The organism is Arthrobacter sp. BL-252-APC-1A (genome assembly GCF_009696625.1).
Classification (GTDB): Bacteria; Actinomycetota; Actinomycetes; order Actinomycetales; family Micrococcaceae; genus Arthrobacter_B.
This window is the reverse complement of the sequence record NZ_VULS01000001.1, coordinates 520,429-538,265: the sequence shown is the minus strand read 5'-3', so window position 1 is coordinate 538,265 and position 17,837 is coordinate 520,429. Positions and strand designations below refer to the sequence as shown.

Sequence of the window (17,837 nt, the reverse complement as noted above, 5' to 3'; positions counted from 1 at the left end):
CATGATGGACTGGGCGGCGCTGCGCGGGCGGTGGAACAAGCCCCGGAAAACCGGGGCCGCTGAGCCTGCATTCCGTCCGCGCGTCGCCGTCGTCACCGATTCCTCCTGTTCGCTGCCTGAGCAGTGGGCGGAGAGCCCGCAGCTGGCTTCGCTCGTGCGGGTTGTCTCGATGCCGGTCATGATCGGGGACCAGATTTACGGCGAGGGCACCGACAGGATGATCGGTGCCCTGGCGCTGGCCCTCGCCCAGGGACAGGACGTACGTACTTCCCGCCCGGCGCCTGGCCAGTTTGAAGCCCTCTACGCGAAGCTGGCGGCCGAGGGTTTCGAAGCCGTAGTCTCGGTCCATCTTTCCTCCAAGCTCTCCGGAACGGCGGATTCCGCCCGGCTTGCCGCCCGCACCGCCCCACTTCCGGTGACCGTGGTGGACACAGCATCGGTCGCCATGGGGCTTGGCTATGCCGTGCAGGATGCAGCCCGGGCAGCAGCTGCCGGAGCCGAAGCGGCCGGCGTCGTCGCCGCGGCGCGCGCCAGCGCTGAAGCCGCACACATCCTTTTCTATGTACCCAGCCTTGAGCAGCTTCGCCGCGGCGGCCGCATCGGCGCTGCAGCAGGCTGGTTTGGCACTCTCTTTGCCGTCAAACCGATTCTGGCGATCCGGGACGGACTGGTCGTTCCGCTGGAGCGCGTCCGGACCGCACCCAAGGCCCTGGCCCGGCTGGAAGAACTCTCCCGGGAGGAACTTGCCCGTCGTTCGGGAGCCGTCCGGGTCGCCGTCCATCATTTCGGAAATGAAGCAGAAGCCGAGCGCCTTGCGGCAGCCGTGATCCGGGAACGCCCAGACGCGGAGGTCATGCTCTGTCCGCTCCCGGCGGTGCTGGCAGCACATGCCGGGCTGGGTGTGCTGGCCGTGGCGATCGGGCCAAGCAGCGGCCGGGATTCGGCGGAAGACGCCATCTCCAGTTCCGGAAATCCAGCCGCCGAATCAGCTGACGCGCCGGTCCCTGAACCTGAAACCCCCGGTAGAGGCGCGCAGTCGGCAGCTCCGAACGATGCCGACCCTGGCCTGGACATCGACTGACCCCTATCCGCCCAGTCTCCCTGCACAACCCCGGCCCGCGTCCCGCCGGTCCACAGTGATGTTGGTTCCGCAGATTCGGTTCTGAAGGAAACCTACTCTGGCCTGTATGGCCGATCACCGCTGGGACACCGAACCGCCTGCCATCCTTCCATCGCGGCTGGCCGCCCGGCGGCGTGCGGCGGGAAACGGGACCATGTTCAGCGGAGCAGAGGATCCTGGCGCAAACGCACCCGCGCCGGTCGGCGACGGGACCGTCAATGACCACCAGGTTCCGGTACCGGCGTCCGTTTCCGCAGGTGACTCCGGTGCCGATTCCGCTGCTGACTCCCAGCGGCCGGCCAGACGGTGGCGTTTCCCGCTGGGCGCGGGAATCCTCGCTGCCTGCCTCATGCTTGCGGCAGCAGCGGCCCTTCCACTGCTGAGAGACCGGGACAGGGATCCCGTCCTTTCCGTGGAAATGGGAACAGAAGTCTCTGCCGGGCGCATCGCGGATACCGGTGAGGCGGACCCGGAAGGGCAGGACAGCCCAGCCGGCAGCCCGCCGCCGCCGACTGAAACTATTGGGCCGGCTGACACTGCAGGGCCGGCTGCCGAACCAGGCAGCGCAGGGGACGGCCTGGTGGTGCACGTGGCCGGAGCCGTTGCCGCACCGGGCATTGTGCGCATCCCTGAAGGCGGACGGGTTGCAGACGCCGTCGCTGCTGCCGGCGGAGCCACTGCGGACGCCGACCTTACCCGGGTCAATCTGGCTGCCCCGATGCCGGACGGGAGCATGGTGGTGGTTCCCGCGGAAGGGGACCCAGCCAGGGCACCCGTCGATGCAGCCGGGACTGCCCCCGGTACAGGGCCTGTTCCGGGCGCGGGGAGTCCCGGCGGGTCGCCGGGAACCCCCGGTGGTTCAGTGGTGAACCTGAACACGGCGTCGGAAGCGGAACTGCAGACGCTGCCCCGGGTTGGGCCCGTCCTGGCCGCCCGCATCATTACCTGGCGTACCGAGCATGGGCCGTTCCAGCGGGCGGAGGACCTGGACGCGGTCCCCGGCATCGGTGAGGCCATGCTCGCGGCTCTCCTGCCGCTGGTCGTGGTGTGATTCGGCTGGCTCAGCCCGCCAGCCTGCCGGCGCAGGGCCCGGCCAGAGGCCCGGCGAATGGCGAGTAGGAGCCGGTGGCATAGATATACCGCGGCCGCCGTCGCGGGCACGGTGACCCAGCGCAGACAAGATGAAGGACGTGCCGCCTCGAGCCATGATCCCCGGGAGGGAGCAGACACCCCAACCGGCAAGGGCGGACCGGCGGCGCTGGTCCCTCGCCTTCTCAGCGGACTGCGGCGCGGTGTGGTGCCTGCCGGCTGGCGCACCACCGGTGCGGCAGCCGGCAGCGGCCCGGATGTCCGTCCCAGCACCGAACTGCGGCTCGTGCCCGTAGCCGCCTGCGCCTGGGCCGGAGCTGCGGCGGCCGTGAGAGTTCCCGGGACGCTAACCCTGCTGGCCGCACTGGCCTCCGCTGCCCTCCTGGTGCTGTGCCTGCTGGCTGCCTGGCGCAATCCGAGGCCCGGAGTCCGCAGGCGGGCATCCGCAGTCCTGGCGCCGCTCGCTGTGCTTGTCCTGATTGCGAGTTCAGCGGGATCCGCTGCGGTGGCGCGTACGGCCGGCGCGGCGGGTGAGGCAGTCGCAGACGGAGCATCGATCACCGGAGAATTCACTGCCCGGGGTGACGCCCGGGCGGCAGCGGTGGACCGGTTCAGCGGCAAACCGCGTTACCTGCTGGAAGCCGAGATGAACAGTTTTACCAGGCGGGGCGAACGCTCGGCTGCCCGGCTTCCGGTCCTAATCATCGGGGATGAGTCCTACGCGGGTATCCACCTGGGCGATACCCTGGTGACCGCCGGGAAGCTCAGCGCCACCGAACCCGGCGACCGCTCGGCCGCACTGCTGCGGGCTTCGCGTGCCCCGGCGGTCAACCCTTCAGACGGGCTTCAGGGACTGGCCACGGCCCTGAGGACAGGCTTCGCGCAGCGCTCAACCCTGCTGGGCGCCACCGATGCCGCCGGACTTTTGCCCGGAATGGTCCTGGGCGACAGGTCTACGGCCGCGCCGGACCTTTCCACCGCCATGCAGGACACGGGACTCACACACCTCACCGCTGTTTCAGGAGCGAACTGCAGCTACCTGCTGGCCTTTATCTTCCTGGTCTCACGGCTGGTGCGGCTTCCGCGCGGCTGGGCGGCAACCGCGGCCGTGGCGGCACTTGCGTGCTTCGTACTTGTGGTCCGGCCGGACGCCAGCGTGCTTCGGGCAGCGGTTATGGGGTCCATCGGCACAGTTGCCGTGCTCACCGGACGCGGGAAGGTGCCGGCCGCCCTGCTTTGCCTGTGTGCCACGGTACTGCTGGTTGTGGACCCCTGGCTCAGCGGAAGCTATGCCTTCATCCTTTCCGTGTGTGCGACCGCCGGGCTGATCTTCCTTGGTCCGCGTCTCACCGCCGCCCTTGCACGTTTCCTTCCACGGCCGGTGGCAGTGCTCACCGCGGTTCCCCTTGCCGCGCAGGTCGCATGTGCACCTGTGCTGGTGCTGCTGCAGCCCAACCTTCCGGCGTACTCGCTGCCTGCCAACATCGCCGCCGCACCGGTGGTCCCCTTCGTGACTATCGCCGGGATGGCTGCGGTTGTGCTGGGCCATCTTGCTCCGCCCCTGGACTATCCGCTGCTCGCAGCCGCAGGGGCCGGCGCCGGCTGGGTAGCAGGCGTCGCCCGCTTCTTTGCACAGGCGCCCGGCGCGCTGCTGCCCTGGCTGCCTGGCCCTGCGGGAGCCGGCCTGATGGCAGCGGCGGCGGCCATTCTCACCGTCTGCATCGTCCGGACCGGTCAGTCTTCGGAACGAACGCGGGCGGACGCCGGCGCACCCGCTGGTCCACTCCGAAAGCATGGACTTCTTTTCCGCCGCTGGACGACCGTTTTCCTCTCGCTGGTGCTGGCTTCCCTGGCGGCGGTGGCCCTGGCGGCGGGGTGGCGGCTCATTGTTCCGACCCCAGGCCCGCCGAAGGATTGGCTGGCGGCTGCCTGCGATGTAGGCCAGGGGGATGCCCTGGCAGTGAGGACCGGGCCCCGGTCGGCGATTCTCATCGATGCGGGCCCCGATCCGTCTGCTCTCGATGAGTGCCTGGACCGGCTGGACATCGACACCCTGGACCTGCTGGTCATCTCCCATCTGCATACGGACCATTACGCCGGGGGACCTGCCGCCGGCGACGGCAGGGAAGTGCGGGCCCTGGCATACTCGTCGGCAGAATCCGGGGTGCCCGAAGAGATAGCCGGCCTCGGCCGGGAGCTGGCAGTTAAGCCGGAGCGCCTCGGCACAGGCATGAACGGGATCATTGGCGGGGTCCGCTGGAAAGTCCTTTGGCCGCAGGCGGACGCAGCACTCCCGGCACCGCCCGGAATGAGTGAAAACGATGCAAGTGCCGTCCTTTTGATCAGCAGCGGCGGACTGAACTTCCTCTTCACCGGCGACCTGGAGGAAGAGGCAGCGCTGAAGATGCTGCGTGCCAGTCCGGAACTCCGAACCGAAACGGTGCACGTGCTCAAGGTTGCCCACCACGGCGCACGCAACTCCGGTCCGGTGCTGCCGGATGAGCTCCGGCCTTTGCTGGCTCTGATATCGGTCGGGAAGGAGAACACTTACGGCCATCCTGCACCGGAGACGCTGAAGAGCCTTGAACTGGCCGGTTCGCAGGTGGCCCGCACCGATCTGCTGGGCAGCTTCTTTCTGCACATCGACGACGGCAAACTGCTGGTCAGCGGGCTGGGGTCAGGGTGGTGACCGGCTTCAGGCGGAACTGTCCGGACGCGCCAGGGCCGTTCGCAGATCGGTCATGGCTGCGGCAAAGCCGTTCGCGCTGGCGTGCACATCGCTGGCCGCGCCCAACCAGCCGTCCTCCATGACACAAATCACGGCATAGGCGGCGTTGGATGCCAGGGATGCTTCATACGCGGGGTCGTCGCCCAGGCTGGAGTACTGCGGACTGGCAGCGAGCCAGTCCCGGATTGTTGCCATGATCTGCGTGCCGGCATCAACCAGGGTTGTGGTTCCTGCGTCCCGGGCTGCGGGCTGTTTGCGGGATAGTTCCGCCCGCAGCCGAGCAACTTCGGAGTTGATGCTGCTGTACCCGAGGGAAGCAAAAACGAGCGCGAAAGCACCGGCTGGGGTGTCTCTGCCGTGCCTGGAAAGAACTTCTTCGGCTGTTTCCTGCGGCAGTACTCTCAACGGCCGGCCGACGATGGCCGCATCCCGCGAAGGAAAGTAATTGAAAAACGTGCTGCGCGAGATGACTGCTTCTTGGCAGATCTCGTCGACTGTGACGGCTGCGAAGCCGCGCTCCAGTGCCCCGCGGGCTGCGGCCAGCTCGATGCGGTTTTCCGTGTCACGGCGCTTTCGCTCCCTCAGCCCGGTACCCGGGGCAGAAGTGTCCGCGGATCCGGGCGGCCGTACGTCGGGACGGCTGACCGGACGGGACGGATCATTGACTCCAACCATGTCCCGCAGGGCATCGGCGGCCGTGAGGCACGCGGAAAGAGGCTCGGCAAGGTCACGCAGCGGAATGGTCCACCCGTTCGAGGCGGCATAAATCGCCGCATAGGCTGCGGTCACCGTCAGCACCGCTTCAGTCCGGGGTTTGCCCGGGAGGCGTGCATGCTGAGGATTGGCACGCAGCCATCCTTCAACGGTGTCGGTGAGGCTATTCTGGATGGAGATGAGCCCTGCGGAGTACTGCCGCATAGCTGCGGGCTGTTCAGTAATCAGCCGGGTACGGTCCCGCAGAATGTCAGAATCCGGCGTCCGGGTGACGAGGCCCGGAACCTGCATTTCAAGCAGGCCACGCACCAGGTCTTCCGGGTGCCTGGAAAGAATCGGGTGCGTTACCTCGGGTCCCGGCACGTCCAGAGGTTTACCCAGAATCGCTGCGTCGCGCGAAGGGAAATGGTTGAAGAACGTGCTCCGGGAAATATCAGCCCGGGAACAGATCATTTCCACCGTGACCCGCTCAAAGCCGTGTTCAAGTGCTGCGTCCATCGCCGCCCGGGCAACAACGGAACGAGGCTGCCGGCGCGAGGGTTTGCGGCGGGAAGGGGTGCCGTCGACTGCGGCCACAGAATCACTCTCCTCTAGGCGTGCCTCCGCAACATTAGCCGCAGGACGCGGACGCGGACAAACGCTGCCCGCGGTGCCGCAGCCACTGTTCACCGGAGGGCTGCCCGGGATGGCCGGCCCCGGCAGTGGATGTGGCAAAAACGACGACGGCGGAAGTTGGCGGGCGCGGTCCACCGTGGCAATGTTGGGTGTGATTGATCCCCCTCATACCAGTCCAGGAGCAGTGCATCCGTGAATCCGGCCGTGCCCAAGAAATCTTCCGCCAAGCAGGCGGCAGGTACCGTCTCCTGGCGGCAGGCCGCGCCCGCACCTGTAGTGCTGCTGACCGGGCCCGAAGACTACCTCGCCGGACGGGCGATGGAGAGTATCCGCCTTCAGCAGCGGAGCGAGGCGCCGGACACCGAGGTCATCCGGATTGACGCGGCGGCCTACACCGCAGGTGAACTGACGCTGATTGCCAGCCCGTCGCTGTTTGGCGAGGCAAAACTCATCGAGGCCGGCAACCTGGCCCACATGAGCGAGGAGTTCCTCAATGACACGCTGGCCTACCTTTCCGATCCGGCCCCGGACACAGTTTTGGTACTGCACCATTCGGGCGGAAACCGCGGAAAGAAGCTGCTCGACGCCGTGAAGGCGGCCAAGGCGCCGGTTATCGACTGCCAGCCCTTCAAGAAGGACTCCGACAAGGCCGACTTCGTTTCCCAGGAATTCAAGGCGGCAAAACGCAGAATCGACGGCGAGGCTGTCCGTGCGCTGGTCAGCGCGGTGGGCTCCAGCCTCGCTGAACTGGCTGCCGCCTGCCAGCAGCTCATGAACGATTCTTCCGGCGCGATCACGGAAGAGCTGGTGGAGAAATACTACGGCGGCCGGGTGGAGGCAACAGCGTTCAAGGTGGCCGACGCAGCACTTGCGGGCCGCGCAGGCGCCGCACTTTCCATGCTTCGCCATGCCCTCGCGACCGGAGTGGATCCAGTGCCGCTGGTTGCAGCACTGGCAATGAAGGTCCGAGCTGTGGCCAAAGTCGCGGACCTCAGGGGATCCTCCGGAGCGCTGGCCAAGGAACTCGGGATGGCGCCGTGGCAGGTGGACCAGGCACGGCGTGATGCCCAGCGCTTCACCTCCGAGTCGCTCATCAAAGCCGTGCAGGTCCTGGCCGAGGCAGATGCCCAGGTAAAGGGCGCCGGACGGGATCCGGTGTACGCGGTGGAGCGGGCTGTAACGGTCATTGCCCTGGCCGCGTCCGGCCGCTAGCACCGGGTCTGTCTAAACCAGGCCATCAGGCACCAGGGCCCGCGCAGAAGACCGGCCCTCCGTTCCGGGCCCCGCGTTGAGCCGGATTCCCTGCACTCCGGGACTTTCTTCCCTCCTGAGCCGGTCATGGGGCTTTTTCCTCCGACTTGTGTATTTCACTGCCGGTTAGGGACATTCCTGCGCGGCGCTGCGGCGGGAAAGTCCCACACTGGCAGGCCTGTCCCAAACTGTCCGAAAAAGAGGACCCCGGACCGTTCAAGGTGCGGGACGCCACCCGGCAACAGACACCGGGGGAGCACGCCGCCCTGCACCTGCCGAACATGCAAAAACGGCCGGTCCCGAAGGACCGGCCGTACTTTGTAAAACTAAGGGTGATGCTCCCGCTTAGAGCGCGTTGACCTTCTTGGAGATGGCCGACTTGCGGTTAGCAGCGTTGTTCTTGTGGATAACGCCCTTGCTGACAGCCTTGTCCAGCTTGCGGGTAGCAGCCTGCAGGGCTGCCTGAGCCGCTTCCTTGTCAGCAGCGGTGACAGCGTTATCCACGTTGCGGATAAGCGTCTTCAGCTCGGACTTCACCGAGTTGTTGCGCTGACGCGCCTTCTCGTTGGTGAGGATGCGCTTCTTCTGGGACTTAATATTGGCCACTTATAAACTCTCTTTGTATTGCGGACTTGGTCGGTGAGGGAATTTCAGACCAGACATTGACTGAGCGGCGTGGGGATACCGTAATGGCGCCCGGCCTGAAGTGCCCGTCGACCTGCGCGGACACACAGCAATAAATGTTAGCAGAACTTCGCCGCCGGTGTGGAACCCGGCACGGAACAGGGGAGTGGCCGACCCGCGCCGGCTTCAGCTGGCCCGGTTTACCGGCGCCGCGCTGAGAGGCTCTTCGCGACCCGGTTGAAGACCTCTCGGTCAACAACTGCGCCCTGCCTGCGGATGGCTGAGGGCTCCAGGGTAAGGATCCGGTTCAGCTTTACTTCGCTGGGCCGGCCCTTGCTGTCCCATGCTCCGGTTCCTATATCAATGTAGTCCGGATCCGACACGCCTGAGTTGTTCCGGTCCCGGGACGTGAGCATAAGACCCAGAAGCCTGGTGCCGCTGCGGCCGATCAGCAGCACCGGACGGTCTTTGCCCTGCGCAGGGTCGTCCTCGTAGGGCACCCATGCCCAGACCACTTCACCCGGATCGGGAGCTCCATCCGGTTTGGGTGCATAGACCGGGTCGACGCGTCCGGTGTAATCCCCGGCGTACCGGCCGGCGGAGGCGGAAGGGGCGGAAGGGGCGGAAGCGGGCGAAGGCGCAGAGGGGCGGGGTGAAGCAGCCGGGCGCTTCCCGGAGCCATTCCGAGAGGCCATACCAGCGGTATCACTGCCCTGGCCCCCGGTTCGAGGCGTCCGTGCAGGCCCAGGCGCCAGCTGCCGCGCAATACGCAGTGCGGTGCGGGCCAGGCCGAAAAGATTACGGGAAGAAAAAGCCATGCCGCCATCCTAGGTGTCTCGTCCCGCAGGCAGGGACGGCCCGGCATCTGCAAACAGTTCGGGTCCGGCGGGGTAAACGTGGGAGACTGTTAACTTAGAAACCACTCCCACTTCGTACAATCCCTGCGTGCGAGCGGCGCATCCGGTGCAAACACGCACCCGGGACGGTGCCGAAGCCATGCAAACAGTAAAGGAACCGCCACAGTGTCACCTCTGGCCCGCTTCTCACCGGTGCCTGCCGCGACGGATCCGGCGATCATTCGGAATTTCTGCATCATCGCCCACATCGACCATGGCAAGTCCACCCTGGCCGACCGCATGCTTCAGTCGACCGGTGTGGTTGAGCACCGGAACATGAAGGCCCAGTACCTGGACCGCATGGACATCGAGCGCGAACGCGGCATCACCATCAAGTCGCAGGCCGTGCGCATGCCGTGGGAAGTCGACGGCGAGTCCTACGCGCTGAACATGATCGATACCCCGGGCCACGTGGACTTCACCTATGAGGTGTCCCGTTCGCTGGCCGCGTGCGAAGGTGCCATCCTCCTGGTGGACGCAGCGCAGGGCATCGAGGCCCAGACACTTGCGAACCTGTACCTGGCGATGGAAAACGACCTGACCATCATTCCGGTCCTGAACAAGATCGACCTGCCGGCAGCGCAGCCGGAGAAGTACGCCGAGGAACTGGCGAAGCTGATCGGCGGGGATCCGGAGGACGTACTGAAGGTCTCCGGCAAGACCGGTGTGGGCGTCGAAGCCCTGCTGGACAAGATTGTCCGCGACATTCCCGCGCCCGTAGGTGACCCGGACGCCCCGGCACGCGCGATGATCTTCGACTCGGTGTACGACACCTACCGCGGCGTGGTCACCTACGTACGCGTAATCGACGGTTCGCTGTCGCCCCGCGAACGCATCCAGATGATGTCCACCCGTGCCAGCCACGAACTGCTGGAAATCGGCGTCAGCTCTCCCGAACCCACCCCGTCCAAGGGACTGGGCGTCGGCGAGGTGGGCTACCTGATCACCGGTGTGAAGGACGTGCGGCTCTCCAAGGTGGGCGACACCGTCACCAACCTGAACAAGCCGGCAGCTGAATCGCTTCCCGGCTATGCCGATCCCAAGCCCATGGTTTTCTCCGGCCTGTACCCCATCGACGGCGCGGATTATCCGGTGCTGCGTGACGCGCTGGAAAAGCTGATGCTCAATGACGCCGCGCTGGTGTACGAACCCGAGACGTCCGCGGCGCTGGGCTTCGGTTTCCGCGTTGGCTTCCTGGGCCTGCTGCACCTTGAAATTACCCGGGAGCGGCTCGAGCGCGAGTACAACCTGGACCTGATCTCCACTGCCCCGAACGTGGAGTACGAGGTGACGCTCGAGGACAACAAGGTAGTCACGGTCACCAACCCCAGCGAGTACCCCGAGGGCAAGATCAAAGAGGTCCGCGAACCGATGGTTGCGGCCACCATCCTGGCGCCGAGCGAATTCGTCGGCGCGATCATGGAGCTGTGCCAGTCCCGCCGCGGCGTCCTGGGCGGCATGGACTATCTCTCCGAAGACCGGGTGGAAATCCGGTACCGCCTGCCGCTGGCCGAGATCGTTTTCGACTTTTTCGACGTCCTCAAGTCCAAGACACGCGGCTACGCCTCCCTGGACTGGAAGGCCGACGGCGAGCAGGTTGCCGACCTGGTCAAGGTGGACATCCTCCTCCAGGGCGAGCAGGTTGATGCGTTCAGCTCAATCACCCACAAGGACAAGGCGTACTCCTACGGCGTCATGATGACCGGCAAACTGCGTGAACTCATCCCGAGGCAGCAGTTTGAGGTCCCGATCCAGGCTGCCATCGGTTCGCGCATCATTGCCCGCGAATCCATCCGCGCGATCCGCAAGGACGTGCTTGCCAAGTGCTACGGCGGCGACATCAGCCGTAAGCGCAAGCTGCTGGAGAAGCAGAAGGAAGGCAAGAAGCGCATGAAGATGGTTGGCCGCGTGGAAGTTCCGCAGGAAGCCTTCGTGGCCGCCCTGTCATCCGACGAGTCCAAGGACAAATCCAAGAAGTGACACCCAGCGCTCTGCCCCTCGGGGATCCCGCGCCAAAGGACGGACTCCTTCCGCCCGACGCAGCAGCCGCGGCTGCAGAACGGAAATTCGGACTCTACGTCCATATTCCGTTCTGCGCCGTTCGCTGCGGCTACTGCGACTTCAACACCTACACCGCCACTGAACTCGGCGGAGGTGCCTCCCAGGACGCCTATGCAGCGACTGCACAGCAGGAGGTCCGCTTTGCCGCCAAGGCGCTGGCGGCGTCGGGAATCCCGGAACGCCGGATCGAAACTGTGTTCTTCGGCGGCGGCACCCCAACCCTGCTTCCCGCTGAAGACCTGGCCGCCATCCTCGGCACCGCCGTCGAGCAGTGGGGCCTGGCGCCCGGGGCTGAAGTCAGCACGGAAGCCAATCCCGATTCCGTGACGCCCGAGTCCCTGCAGCTGCTGGCCGACGCCGGGTTTACCCGGGTGTCCTTCGGGATGCAGTCAGCTGTGCCCCATGTGCTTGCCGTGCTGGACCGCACCCATACGCCGTCCCGCGTTCCGCAGGCCGTGCAGTGGGCGCGCGACGCCGGCCTGAAGGTGAGCGTGGACCTGATCTACGGCACGCCGGGGGAGTCACTGGCTGACTGGAAGCACTCGGTCGAAGAAGCCCTGAGCTACGAGCCGGACCATATCTCGGCCTACGCCCTGATCGTCGAAGAAGGCACGAAGCTGGCCGCGCGCATGCGCCGCGGCGAGGTCCCGCCGATTGACGACGACGACCACGCGGACAAATACCTGCTGGCGGAGGAGCTCTTCGCCGCGGCCGGGCTGCACTGGTACGAGGTCAGCAACTGGGCTCGCACACCGCAGGATGCCTGCCGGCACAATCTCGCCTACTGGCGCAGTGATGACTGGTGGGGCATCGGCCCCGGGGCACACTCGCACGTGGGCGGAGTCCGCTGGTGGAATGCAAAGCATCCCTCGGCCTACGCCGGCCGGATTGCTGCGGGGGAGTCGCCCGCCGTCGGGCGCGAAACCCTGGATGCGGATACCCGCTACCTCGAAGACGTTATGCTGCGCACCCGGCTGGCCGAAGGCCTGCCACGTGAGGTGCTGCGGCCGGAGGGACGGCACGAGATTGCCGGACTGATCGCCGACGGTCTGGTGGAGCCCCGCGCAGCCATGGCGGGCACGGTACTGCTCACCCTGAAGGGCAGGCTCCTGGCCGACGCTGTGGTGCGCCGGCTGCTGCCCTAGGGAAACCCCGGCGCTTTTGCAGCGGCAGCGGGTTCCCGGCTGCCTAACGGATCCGGCGCAGGTTGAACCGGTAGCGGTACGGGCGGCCCCGGTTGCATTCAATTCCGGCTATGACGGAGAAGACGGCAACGGCAATCCAGATCAGCGCGTTGAGGATGGCGAAGTAGCCACCCGCTACGGGGATAAAGGAAAGCAGCCAGGCCACCAGCGCCAGGATGGTGGGAGGCAGTGTGAAGTTCAGCGCTTCCTTGGATTCCTGTGCAGTGAACGGCCCGCGGTCGCGGAACACCAGGTAAATGATGAGCGAAGGAACGAAGCCGAGGATGCCGCCGAAGTGCGACAGTGTTGCCCACTGCCGGTCTTCCGAGGCTGTCAGCGGGAGGGCGTTTGCCGGTGCGCCCTGGTAGTCCGGGCGCGCCGGTGAACCGTTGTTTTCCGGTTGCGGATGGTTCGGGCGTGGGTTGGACACGGTTTATTCCTTTGACTCTCAGATGACGCAGGGCTGCCCCCGCGGGAACCTGTTGTTAGACAAGGGTACTGGGTTCCGGCGCGGGAACGGGCACTGGCGGTTCCTGCGCGCCGCGCGGGAACCGCCCGGCTACGGACGGATCAGGGCACGGTCAGGAAGTCGATGACCTCTTCCACACGTCCCAGCAGGGCAGGCTCCAGGTCCGCGTAGGTCCGGACGGAACCAAGCAGCTTCTTCCAGCCCAGGGCGACGTCGGTGTGGTCGCGGTGCGGCCAGCCAAGTCCCTTCAGGATCCCGGTCTTCCAGTCTTCATGGCGCGGTACTACCGGCCAGGCCCGCAGGCCGATGACGTCCGGCTTGATGGCCTGCCACACGTCGACATATGGGTGGCCGACAATAAGTACGTTCCCCGCGGCGCCGGGCACCTTCATGGCTTCTGCCGCAATCCTTGATTCCTTGGATCCCGCAACCAGGTGATCCACCAGGATGCCCAGGCGCCTGCCGGGTCCGGGGGAGAAGTCCCGCACCACCGAAGCAAGATCGTCCACGCCGTGGAGGGGCTCGACGACGATGCCTTCGATCCGAAGGTCATCTCCCCAGACCTTCTCCACCAGTTCGGCGTCGTGCTTGCCTTCCACCCAGATCCTGGATGCCCTGGCCGTGCGGGCACGTACATCTTCGACGGCGACCGATCCCGAAGCGGTACGCCGTGCGGCAGGAGCGGCGGCCTTGAGCGGGGGAACAACTTCCACGGGTTCCCCTTCGAGGAGGAAACCGAAGCCGAGTTCAAAGGAGCGGGTGCGTCCGCGGGCGTCCTCGAGAACAACCACATGCATTCCGCCGGACTTCTCCGTACGGATGACCGCACCTACCCACCCGGTTTGGACCTCCTCGAGAACCAGGCCCTTCTCGGCGCCGACCTGCCGCAGTGCCTTTCGGGCCGGAGCGGAAATGTCCTGCGGCCCCCACTGGTAGCTGGGCATAAAACCTCGTTCCTGGAGACGGGGAGGAGCACCTGCGCTGGGTGCAGGCACGGAAGATTCAATGCTAACAACGGCAGCGGAAGGTATTAGACTTAGCACTTAGGTATGCCGAGTGCTAAGCCAGCAACTCGGAACGGGAGTCAGTCAGCGAGGGAGGGAAAACCATGAGCGAACCACGCCGGCTCGAGGTGCTCCGGGCCATTGTTGAAGACTACGTGCATTCCCGGGAACCCGTGGGTTCCAAGGCCCTGGTGGAACGGCACCACCTTGGTGTCTCCTCTGCCACAATCCGCAATGACATGGCTGTCCTCGAAGAAGAGGGCCTGATCGTTGCTCCGCACACATCCGCCGGGCGAATCCCCACCGATAAGGGCTACCGGCTGTTCGTCGACCAGCTCTCGGACCTGAAGCCGCTGTCGGCTGCCGAGCGGCGGGCCATCCAAACCCTGCTCGAAGGCGCAGAGGACATTGACGACATCCTTGACCGGACGGTGCGCCTGCTCTCGCAGCTGACCAACCAGGTGGCAGTCGTGCAGTATCCGCACCTGGGGAACGCCAAGGTACGGCACATTGAATTTGTGCTGCTGGCGCCTGCCCAGGTGCTCGTGGTCCTGATCTCTACAACCGGACGGGTAGAGCAGCGGGTGATCACCGTGCCGGGGCCGGTGACGGAACAGGCGCTGCACGAACTTCGTCAGCATTTCCTGCAGGCACTGGCGGGAACCACCCTCACCAGGATCACCTCCCACCTCACGGATGCAGTGGCCACCGTTCCGGTGCAGCTGCGCGGAGTTGCCCAGGCGCTTGGGCAAAGCCTGGAACAGCTTGCCGGAATCAACAGGGAAGACCGGATGGTCATGGCCGGCACAGCCAACCTGGCCCGGGCCACCGGTGACTTCCCGCTGACAATCGGGCCCATCCTGGAAGCACTGGAGGAGCAGGTGGTTATGCTTCGTCTGCTGTCCGAGATGGAACAGGATGCCAGGGGCGTTTCGGTGCGGATTGGCTCAGAGAATCCCTATGGCTCCCTGTCCGAGGCATCCGTTGTAGCTACTGGGTACGGGCCGGACGCTTCCGCTATGGTAGGAATCCTCGGTCCCACCCGGATGGACTATCCCAACACCATGGCGGCGGTTCGAGCCGTTGCCCGCTACCTTTCCCGGGTCCTGAACACCTGACCCCCAGAGACCGGCAGCCCCTCCGGGCGCTGCCTGCATGACTAGAGAACCCGCCAGGCGGGGCACGCAACACAGGAAGCGATGTGCACGAGTGAGTGATCACTACCAGGTACTCGGCGTGAGCCGGGATGCCACCGGCGAAGAAATCAAGAAGGCCTACCGCAAGCTTGCCCGCAAGCTGCACCCGGATGTGAATACCGCTCCCGGCGCCGCGGACGAATTCAAGGCTGTTACCCACGCCTACGAGGTTCTCTCGGACCCGCAGAAGCGGCGCGTCTACGACACCACCGGCCAGGAAAACGGCACGGACAACGGTTTCGGAGGCGGCTTCAGCGGCCAGGGATTCGGGTTCCAGGACATCTTCGACACCTTCTTCGGCGGAGGAGCGCCCGGCGGCGGGCGCGGACCGGCCTCGCGTACCCGGCGGGGCCAGGACGCCCTGATCAACGTACGCATCGACCTGAAGGATGCCGTCTTCGGCACCAACAAGAAGATCGACGTCGAGACTGCCGTGCTCTGCCCCACCTGCGAAGGCTCCTGCTGCCAGCCCGGAACCTCGCCGCGCACCTGCGACATCTGCCACGGCAGCGGACAGGTTCAGCGTGCCGTGCGCTCGATCCTGGGCCAGGTCATGACCACCGCACCCTGCGGTTCCTGCCAGGGCTTCGGCACGGTCATTCCGGACCCCTGCCATGAGTGTGCGGGTGAAGGACGCGTCCGCAGCCGCCGCACCCTGACCATCAAGGTTCCCGCCGGTGTCGCCACCGGAACCCGCATCCAGCTCAGCGGCCAGGGTGAAGCCGGCACCGCCGGCGGACCCCAGGGTGATCTGTACGTTGAGATCCGTGTCAACGCTGATCCGGTATTCATGCGCGACGGCGATGACCTCCACGCCACCCTGACGGTGCCCATGACAGCCGCTGCCCTGGGCACGGTCATCACTATGGAAACCTTCGACGGCGAACGCGAGATCAATATCAAGGCCGGGACCCAGTCCGGTGAAGTCACTACCCTCAAGGGGCTCGGCGTGACGCACCTTCGGGGCTACGGCCGCGGCGATCTCCTGGTGCACGTCCAGGTCGAAACCCCGCAAAAGCTGGATTCAGCGCAGGAAGAGCTGCTGCGGCGCCTTGCCGAACTCCGCGGGGAACAGTTTGCCGAGGGCCGGGTGTCCGGAGGCAACAGCGCCGGAGTCTTCGCGAAGCTGCGCGACCGCCTGGGCAACCACTAGGCATCGGCGCCTCACATGACCAATCCGATCTTCTTCGGCGATCCCGAACTTGTGGCAGCGTCCGGACCGGGAAGCGTCTTTGCGCTGACTGGTCCGGAGGCGCGGCATGCGGTTGCAGTCAAGAGACTCTCCCCGGGTGAGGACGTTGACATAGTCGACGGCGCCGGGCGGAGGCTGCGGGGGACAGTACGGTCGGCAGATCCTGCCCTGCTGGAAATCGATGTCCATGAAGCGGAGTCAGAACCCGAGCCGCAGTATGAGTTCACGCTCGTGCAGGCTCTGGCCAAGGGCGACCGGGATGAACAGGCCATCGAAGCCGCAACCGAACTCGGAGTGGATGCAGTCCTTCCGTGGCAGTCTGAACGCAGTATCGTCCGCTGGCGGGCGGAAAAGGCTGCCAAAGGCCAGGCAAAATGGCGTGCCGTAGTCACCTCGGCGGCCAAGCAGTCCCGCAGGTCCCGGATTCCCCGGGTGCTGGACACCGCGGACAGCAAGTCCCTGGCCGCCCGCCTGGCAGGAATGGACCTTGTCCTGGTCCTGCACGAAGAGGCAGACATGCCCCTGTCCCTGGCGCTGGAAACTCCCGGCAGCGGAGATGATTTGCCGGCGGCACGCGTCCGCTCCGTCGCCGTTGTTGTGGGACCGGAAGGGGGCATCAGCCCCGCTGAACTTCAGGAGCTGCGTGCAGCAGGAGCAGTAGCGGTTCGGCTTGGACCGCACGTCCTGCGTTCTTCAAGCGCAGGACCGGCCGCGCTCGTGCTGCTGAACCATTTGCTGGGACGCTGGGAATAGGTCCCGCCCGCCGGTTTAGTAGACCGTAATCCGCTTGGAATCTTCGTTCGATCCCTTGCCGTGGAAGACCCGCAGGTTGTATTCCCCGGGTTCGAGTTCAACAACCACCTCAAACATTGCCGTCTCACCGGCTTCCGCGTCGAGCTGGATGTTACCGGACTTCAGGGGCTGGGATTCCGGACGTCCGTTGAGGACCCGGTCCACGCTCCAGGACAGCTGTTCATCGCGCGCCACCGCGGAGCCGCTGACCGTGACGGACGTTTCCGCGCCGTCACCCTCCTGGGGGCTGATAATCCAGATCGGCGCCGGGAGTGTTTTGTCCCGCTCCAGGGCCGGTTCAAGGTCTTCGTGGCCAAAAGCCTGGTAGCCCGCCTTGCCGTCCACCAGCACCACAACGCTGGTGTTGTATCCGGCGGCGGTCAGGCCCGCGTTGGCTGCAGCAGCAGTGGCCGTGTACACCAGCTGCTGCACGGCGCGGTGAGCCATGCCGGCATCCAGCGAAGGCTTGAACGCATCAGAGGTGATATCCACGGTGATGACGTTCTTGCTGGAAATCGAAGCAGTAACCTTTGATGCCGCCGCCCACGGCGTGAAGTAGTCAGCGTCACGGGGAGTAGCTGCCGTCATGGCGTGCACGGCCTCGCCGATCGGGTCACCGGTGTTTTCGGAGGGCAGGAATTCCCGGTAGAGCTGGACGTCAGAACCGTTGAGGCCGAGCCAGTACACCGGCATAACCACCTTGGACGCTGTCTCCTCTGCCGGTGCCGATACCGCCATTGGATGGTCTTCCGTCGCCGAAGCTGCACCGAAAGAACTGGGCATGCTGGTGGTGGGCAGTTCAGCCACCACGCCGCAGGAGCCGAGCAAAAGCGGTGCCGCGGCCGCCGCCAGGAAAAGGCGGGTGCGGCCTGAGCGGCGATTCTGCTGCCTGGTCATGGCTG

Annotated in this window: 15 protein-coding genes; 9 read left to right on the top strand and 6 right to left on the bottom strand. The window is 65.7% G+C overall.

Going from position 1 to position 17,837, the window contains the following annotated elements; all coding sequences use genetic code 11:
• Nucleotide 1: 1 nt before the first annotated feature.
• The 3 genes from FYJ28_RS02490 to FYJ28_RS02480 all read left to right on the top strand — a co-directional run bounded on the left by FYJ28_RS02490 (nt 2) and on the right by FYJ28_RS02480 (nt 4,898).
• Nucleotides 2–1,081 (top strand): DegV family protein, encoded by a 1,080-nt coding sequence (locus FYJ28_RS02490; RefSeq protein ID WP_229780111.1) that lies wholly within the window; start codon nt 2–4, stop codon nt 1,079–1,081.
• A 106-nt stretch (nt 1,082–1,187) separates the two neighbouring features.
• The gene (locus FYJ28_RS02485) at nt 1,188–2,171 is read left to right on the top strand and encodes a ComEA family DNA-binding protein (protein ID WP_154578132.1); all 984 of its coding nucleotides are present in this window, start codon (nt 1,188–1,190) and stop codon (nt 2,169–2,171) included.
• 57 nt (nt 2,172–2,228) lie between these two features.
• Nucleotides 2,229–4,898, top strand: coding sequence for a ComEC/Rec2 family competence protein (locus FYJ28_RS02480; protein WP_154578131.1), 2,670 nt, complete (start codon nt 2,229–2,231; stop codon nt 4,896–4,898).
• Between the two features lie 6 nt (nt 4,899–4,904).
• Here the strand turns inward: FYJ28_RS02480 and FYJ28_RS02475 are convergent, their stop codons facing one another.
• A complete protein-coding gene (locus FYJ28_RS02475) occupies nt 4,905–6,227 on the bottom strand; it encodes a TetR/AcrR family transcriptional regulator (protein WP_154578130.1) in 1,323 nt (440 codons plus the stop codon).
• Nucleotides 6,228–6,470: 243 nt separating this feature from the next.
• Here FYJ28_RS02475 and holA point away from each other — a divergent pair, with 243 nt between their 5' ends.
• Entirely contained in the window at nt 6,471–7,478 is a 1,008-nt protein-coding gene (gene holA, locus FYJ28_RS02470; RefSeq protein ID WP_326831456.1) for a DNA polymerase III subunit delta, read from the top strand.
• Nucleotides 7,479–7,862: 384 nt separating this feature from the next.
• Here the strand turns inward: holA and rpsT are convergent, their stop codons facing one another.
• Both rpsT and FYJ28_RS02460 read right to left on the bottom strand, forming a co-directional pair.
• The gene (gene rpsT / locus FYJ28_RS02465) at nt 7,863–8,123 is read right to left on the bottom strand and encodes a 30S ribosomal protein S20 (RefSeq protein ID WP_055241021.1); all 261 of its coding nucleotides are present in this window, start codon (nt 8,121–8,123) and stop codon (nt 7,863–7,865) included.
• 218 nt (nt 8,124–8,341) lie between these two features.
• A complete protein-coding gene (locus FYJ28_RS02460) occupies nt 8,342–8,836 on the bottom strand; it encodes a type II toxin-antitoxin system PemK/MazF family toxin (protein ID WP_229780109.1) in 495 nt (164 codons plus the stop codon).
• 327 nt (nt 8,837–9,163) lie between these two features.
• On the opposite strand from FYJ28_RS02460, the gene lepA reads away from it, so the two are divergent.
• Together lepA and hemW are read left to right on the top strand one after the other, a co-directional pair.
• Nucleotides 9,164–11,017, top strand: a complete 1,854-nt coding sequence (gene lepA / locus FYJ28_RS02455) for a translation elongation factor 4 (protein WP_055241023.1) — start codon at nt 9,164–9,166, stop codon at nt 11,015–11,017.
• Entirely contained in the window at nt 11,014–12,243 is a 1,230-nt protein-coding gene (gene hemW / locus FYJ28_RS02450; RefSeq protein WP_326831455.1) for a radical SAM family heme chaperone HemW, read from the top strand. The genes lepA and hemW overlap by 4 nt, the downstream gene beginning before the upstream one ends.
• A 43-nt stretch (nt 12,244–12,286) precedes the next feature.
• Here the strand turns inward: hemW and FYJ28_RS02445 are convergent, their stop codons facing one another.
• Nucleotides 12,287–12,712: a DUF4870 domain-containing protein gene (locus FYJ28_RS02445; protein WP_326831454.1), complete on the bottom strand. Its 426-nt coding sequence runs from the start codon at nt 12,710–12,712 to the stop codon at nt 12,287–12,289.
• A gap of 140 nt (nt 12,713–12,852) precedes the next feature.
• Entirely contained in the window at nt 12,853–13,695 is an 843-nt protein-coding gene (locus FYJ28_RS02440) for a DUF3097 domain-containing protein (RefSeq protein ID WP_154578129.1), read from the bottom strand.
• A 164-nt stretch (nt 13,696–13,859) separates the two neighbouring features.
• Between FYJ28_RS02440 and hrcA the strand changes: the two genes are divergently transcribed.
• The 3 genes from hrcA (at nt 13,860) to FYJ28_RS02425 (ending at nt 16,896) form a co-directional block, all read left to right on the top strand.
• On the top strand, nt 13,860–14,873 hold the full coding sequence (gene hrcA, locus FYJ28_RS02435; protein WP_055241027.1) for a heat-inducible transcriptional repressor HrcA: 1,014 nt from the start codon (nt 13,860–13,862) through the stop codon (nt 14,871–14,873).
• Between the two features lie 91 nt (nt 14,874–14,964).
• Complete coding sequence (gene dnaJ / locus FYJ28_RS02430; RefSeq protein WP_326831453.1) at nt 14,965–16,104, top strand: molecular chaperone DnaJ; 1,140 nt, start codon at nt 14,965–14,967, stop codon at nt 16,102–16,104.
• 15 nt (nt 16,105–16,119) lie between these two features.
• Nucleotides 16,120–16,896 (top strand): 16S rRNA (uracil(1498)-N(3))-methyltransferase, encoded by a 777-nt coding sequence (locus tag FYJ28_RS02425; protein WP_055241029.1) that lies wholly within the window; start codon nt 16,120–16,122, stop codon nt 16,894–16,896.
• 15 nt (nt 16,897–16,911) lie between these two features.
• Here the strand turns inward: FYJ28_RS02425 and FYJ28_RS02420 are convergent, their stop codons facing one another.
• Nucleotides 16,912–17,832, bottom strand: a complete 921-nt coding sequence (locus tag FYJ28_RS02420) for a GerMN domain-containing protein (RefSeq protein ID WP_055241030.1) — start codon at nt 17,830–17,832, stop codon at nt 16,912–16,914.
• Between the last annotated feature and the right edge of the window lie 5 nt (nt 17,833–17,837).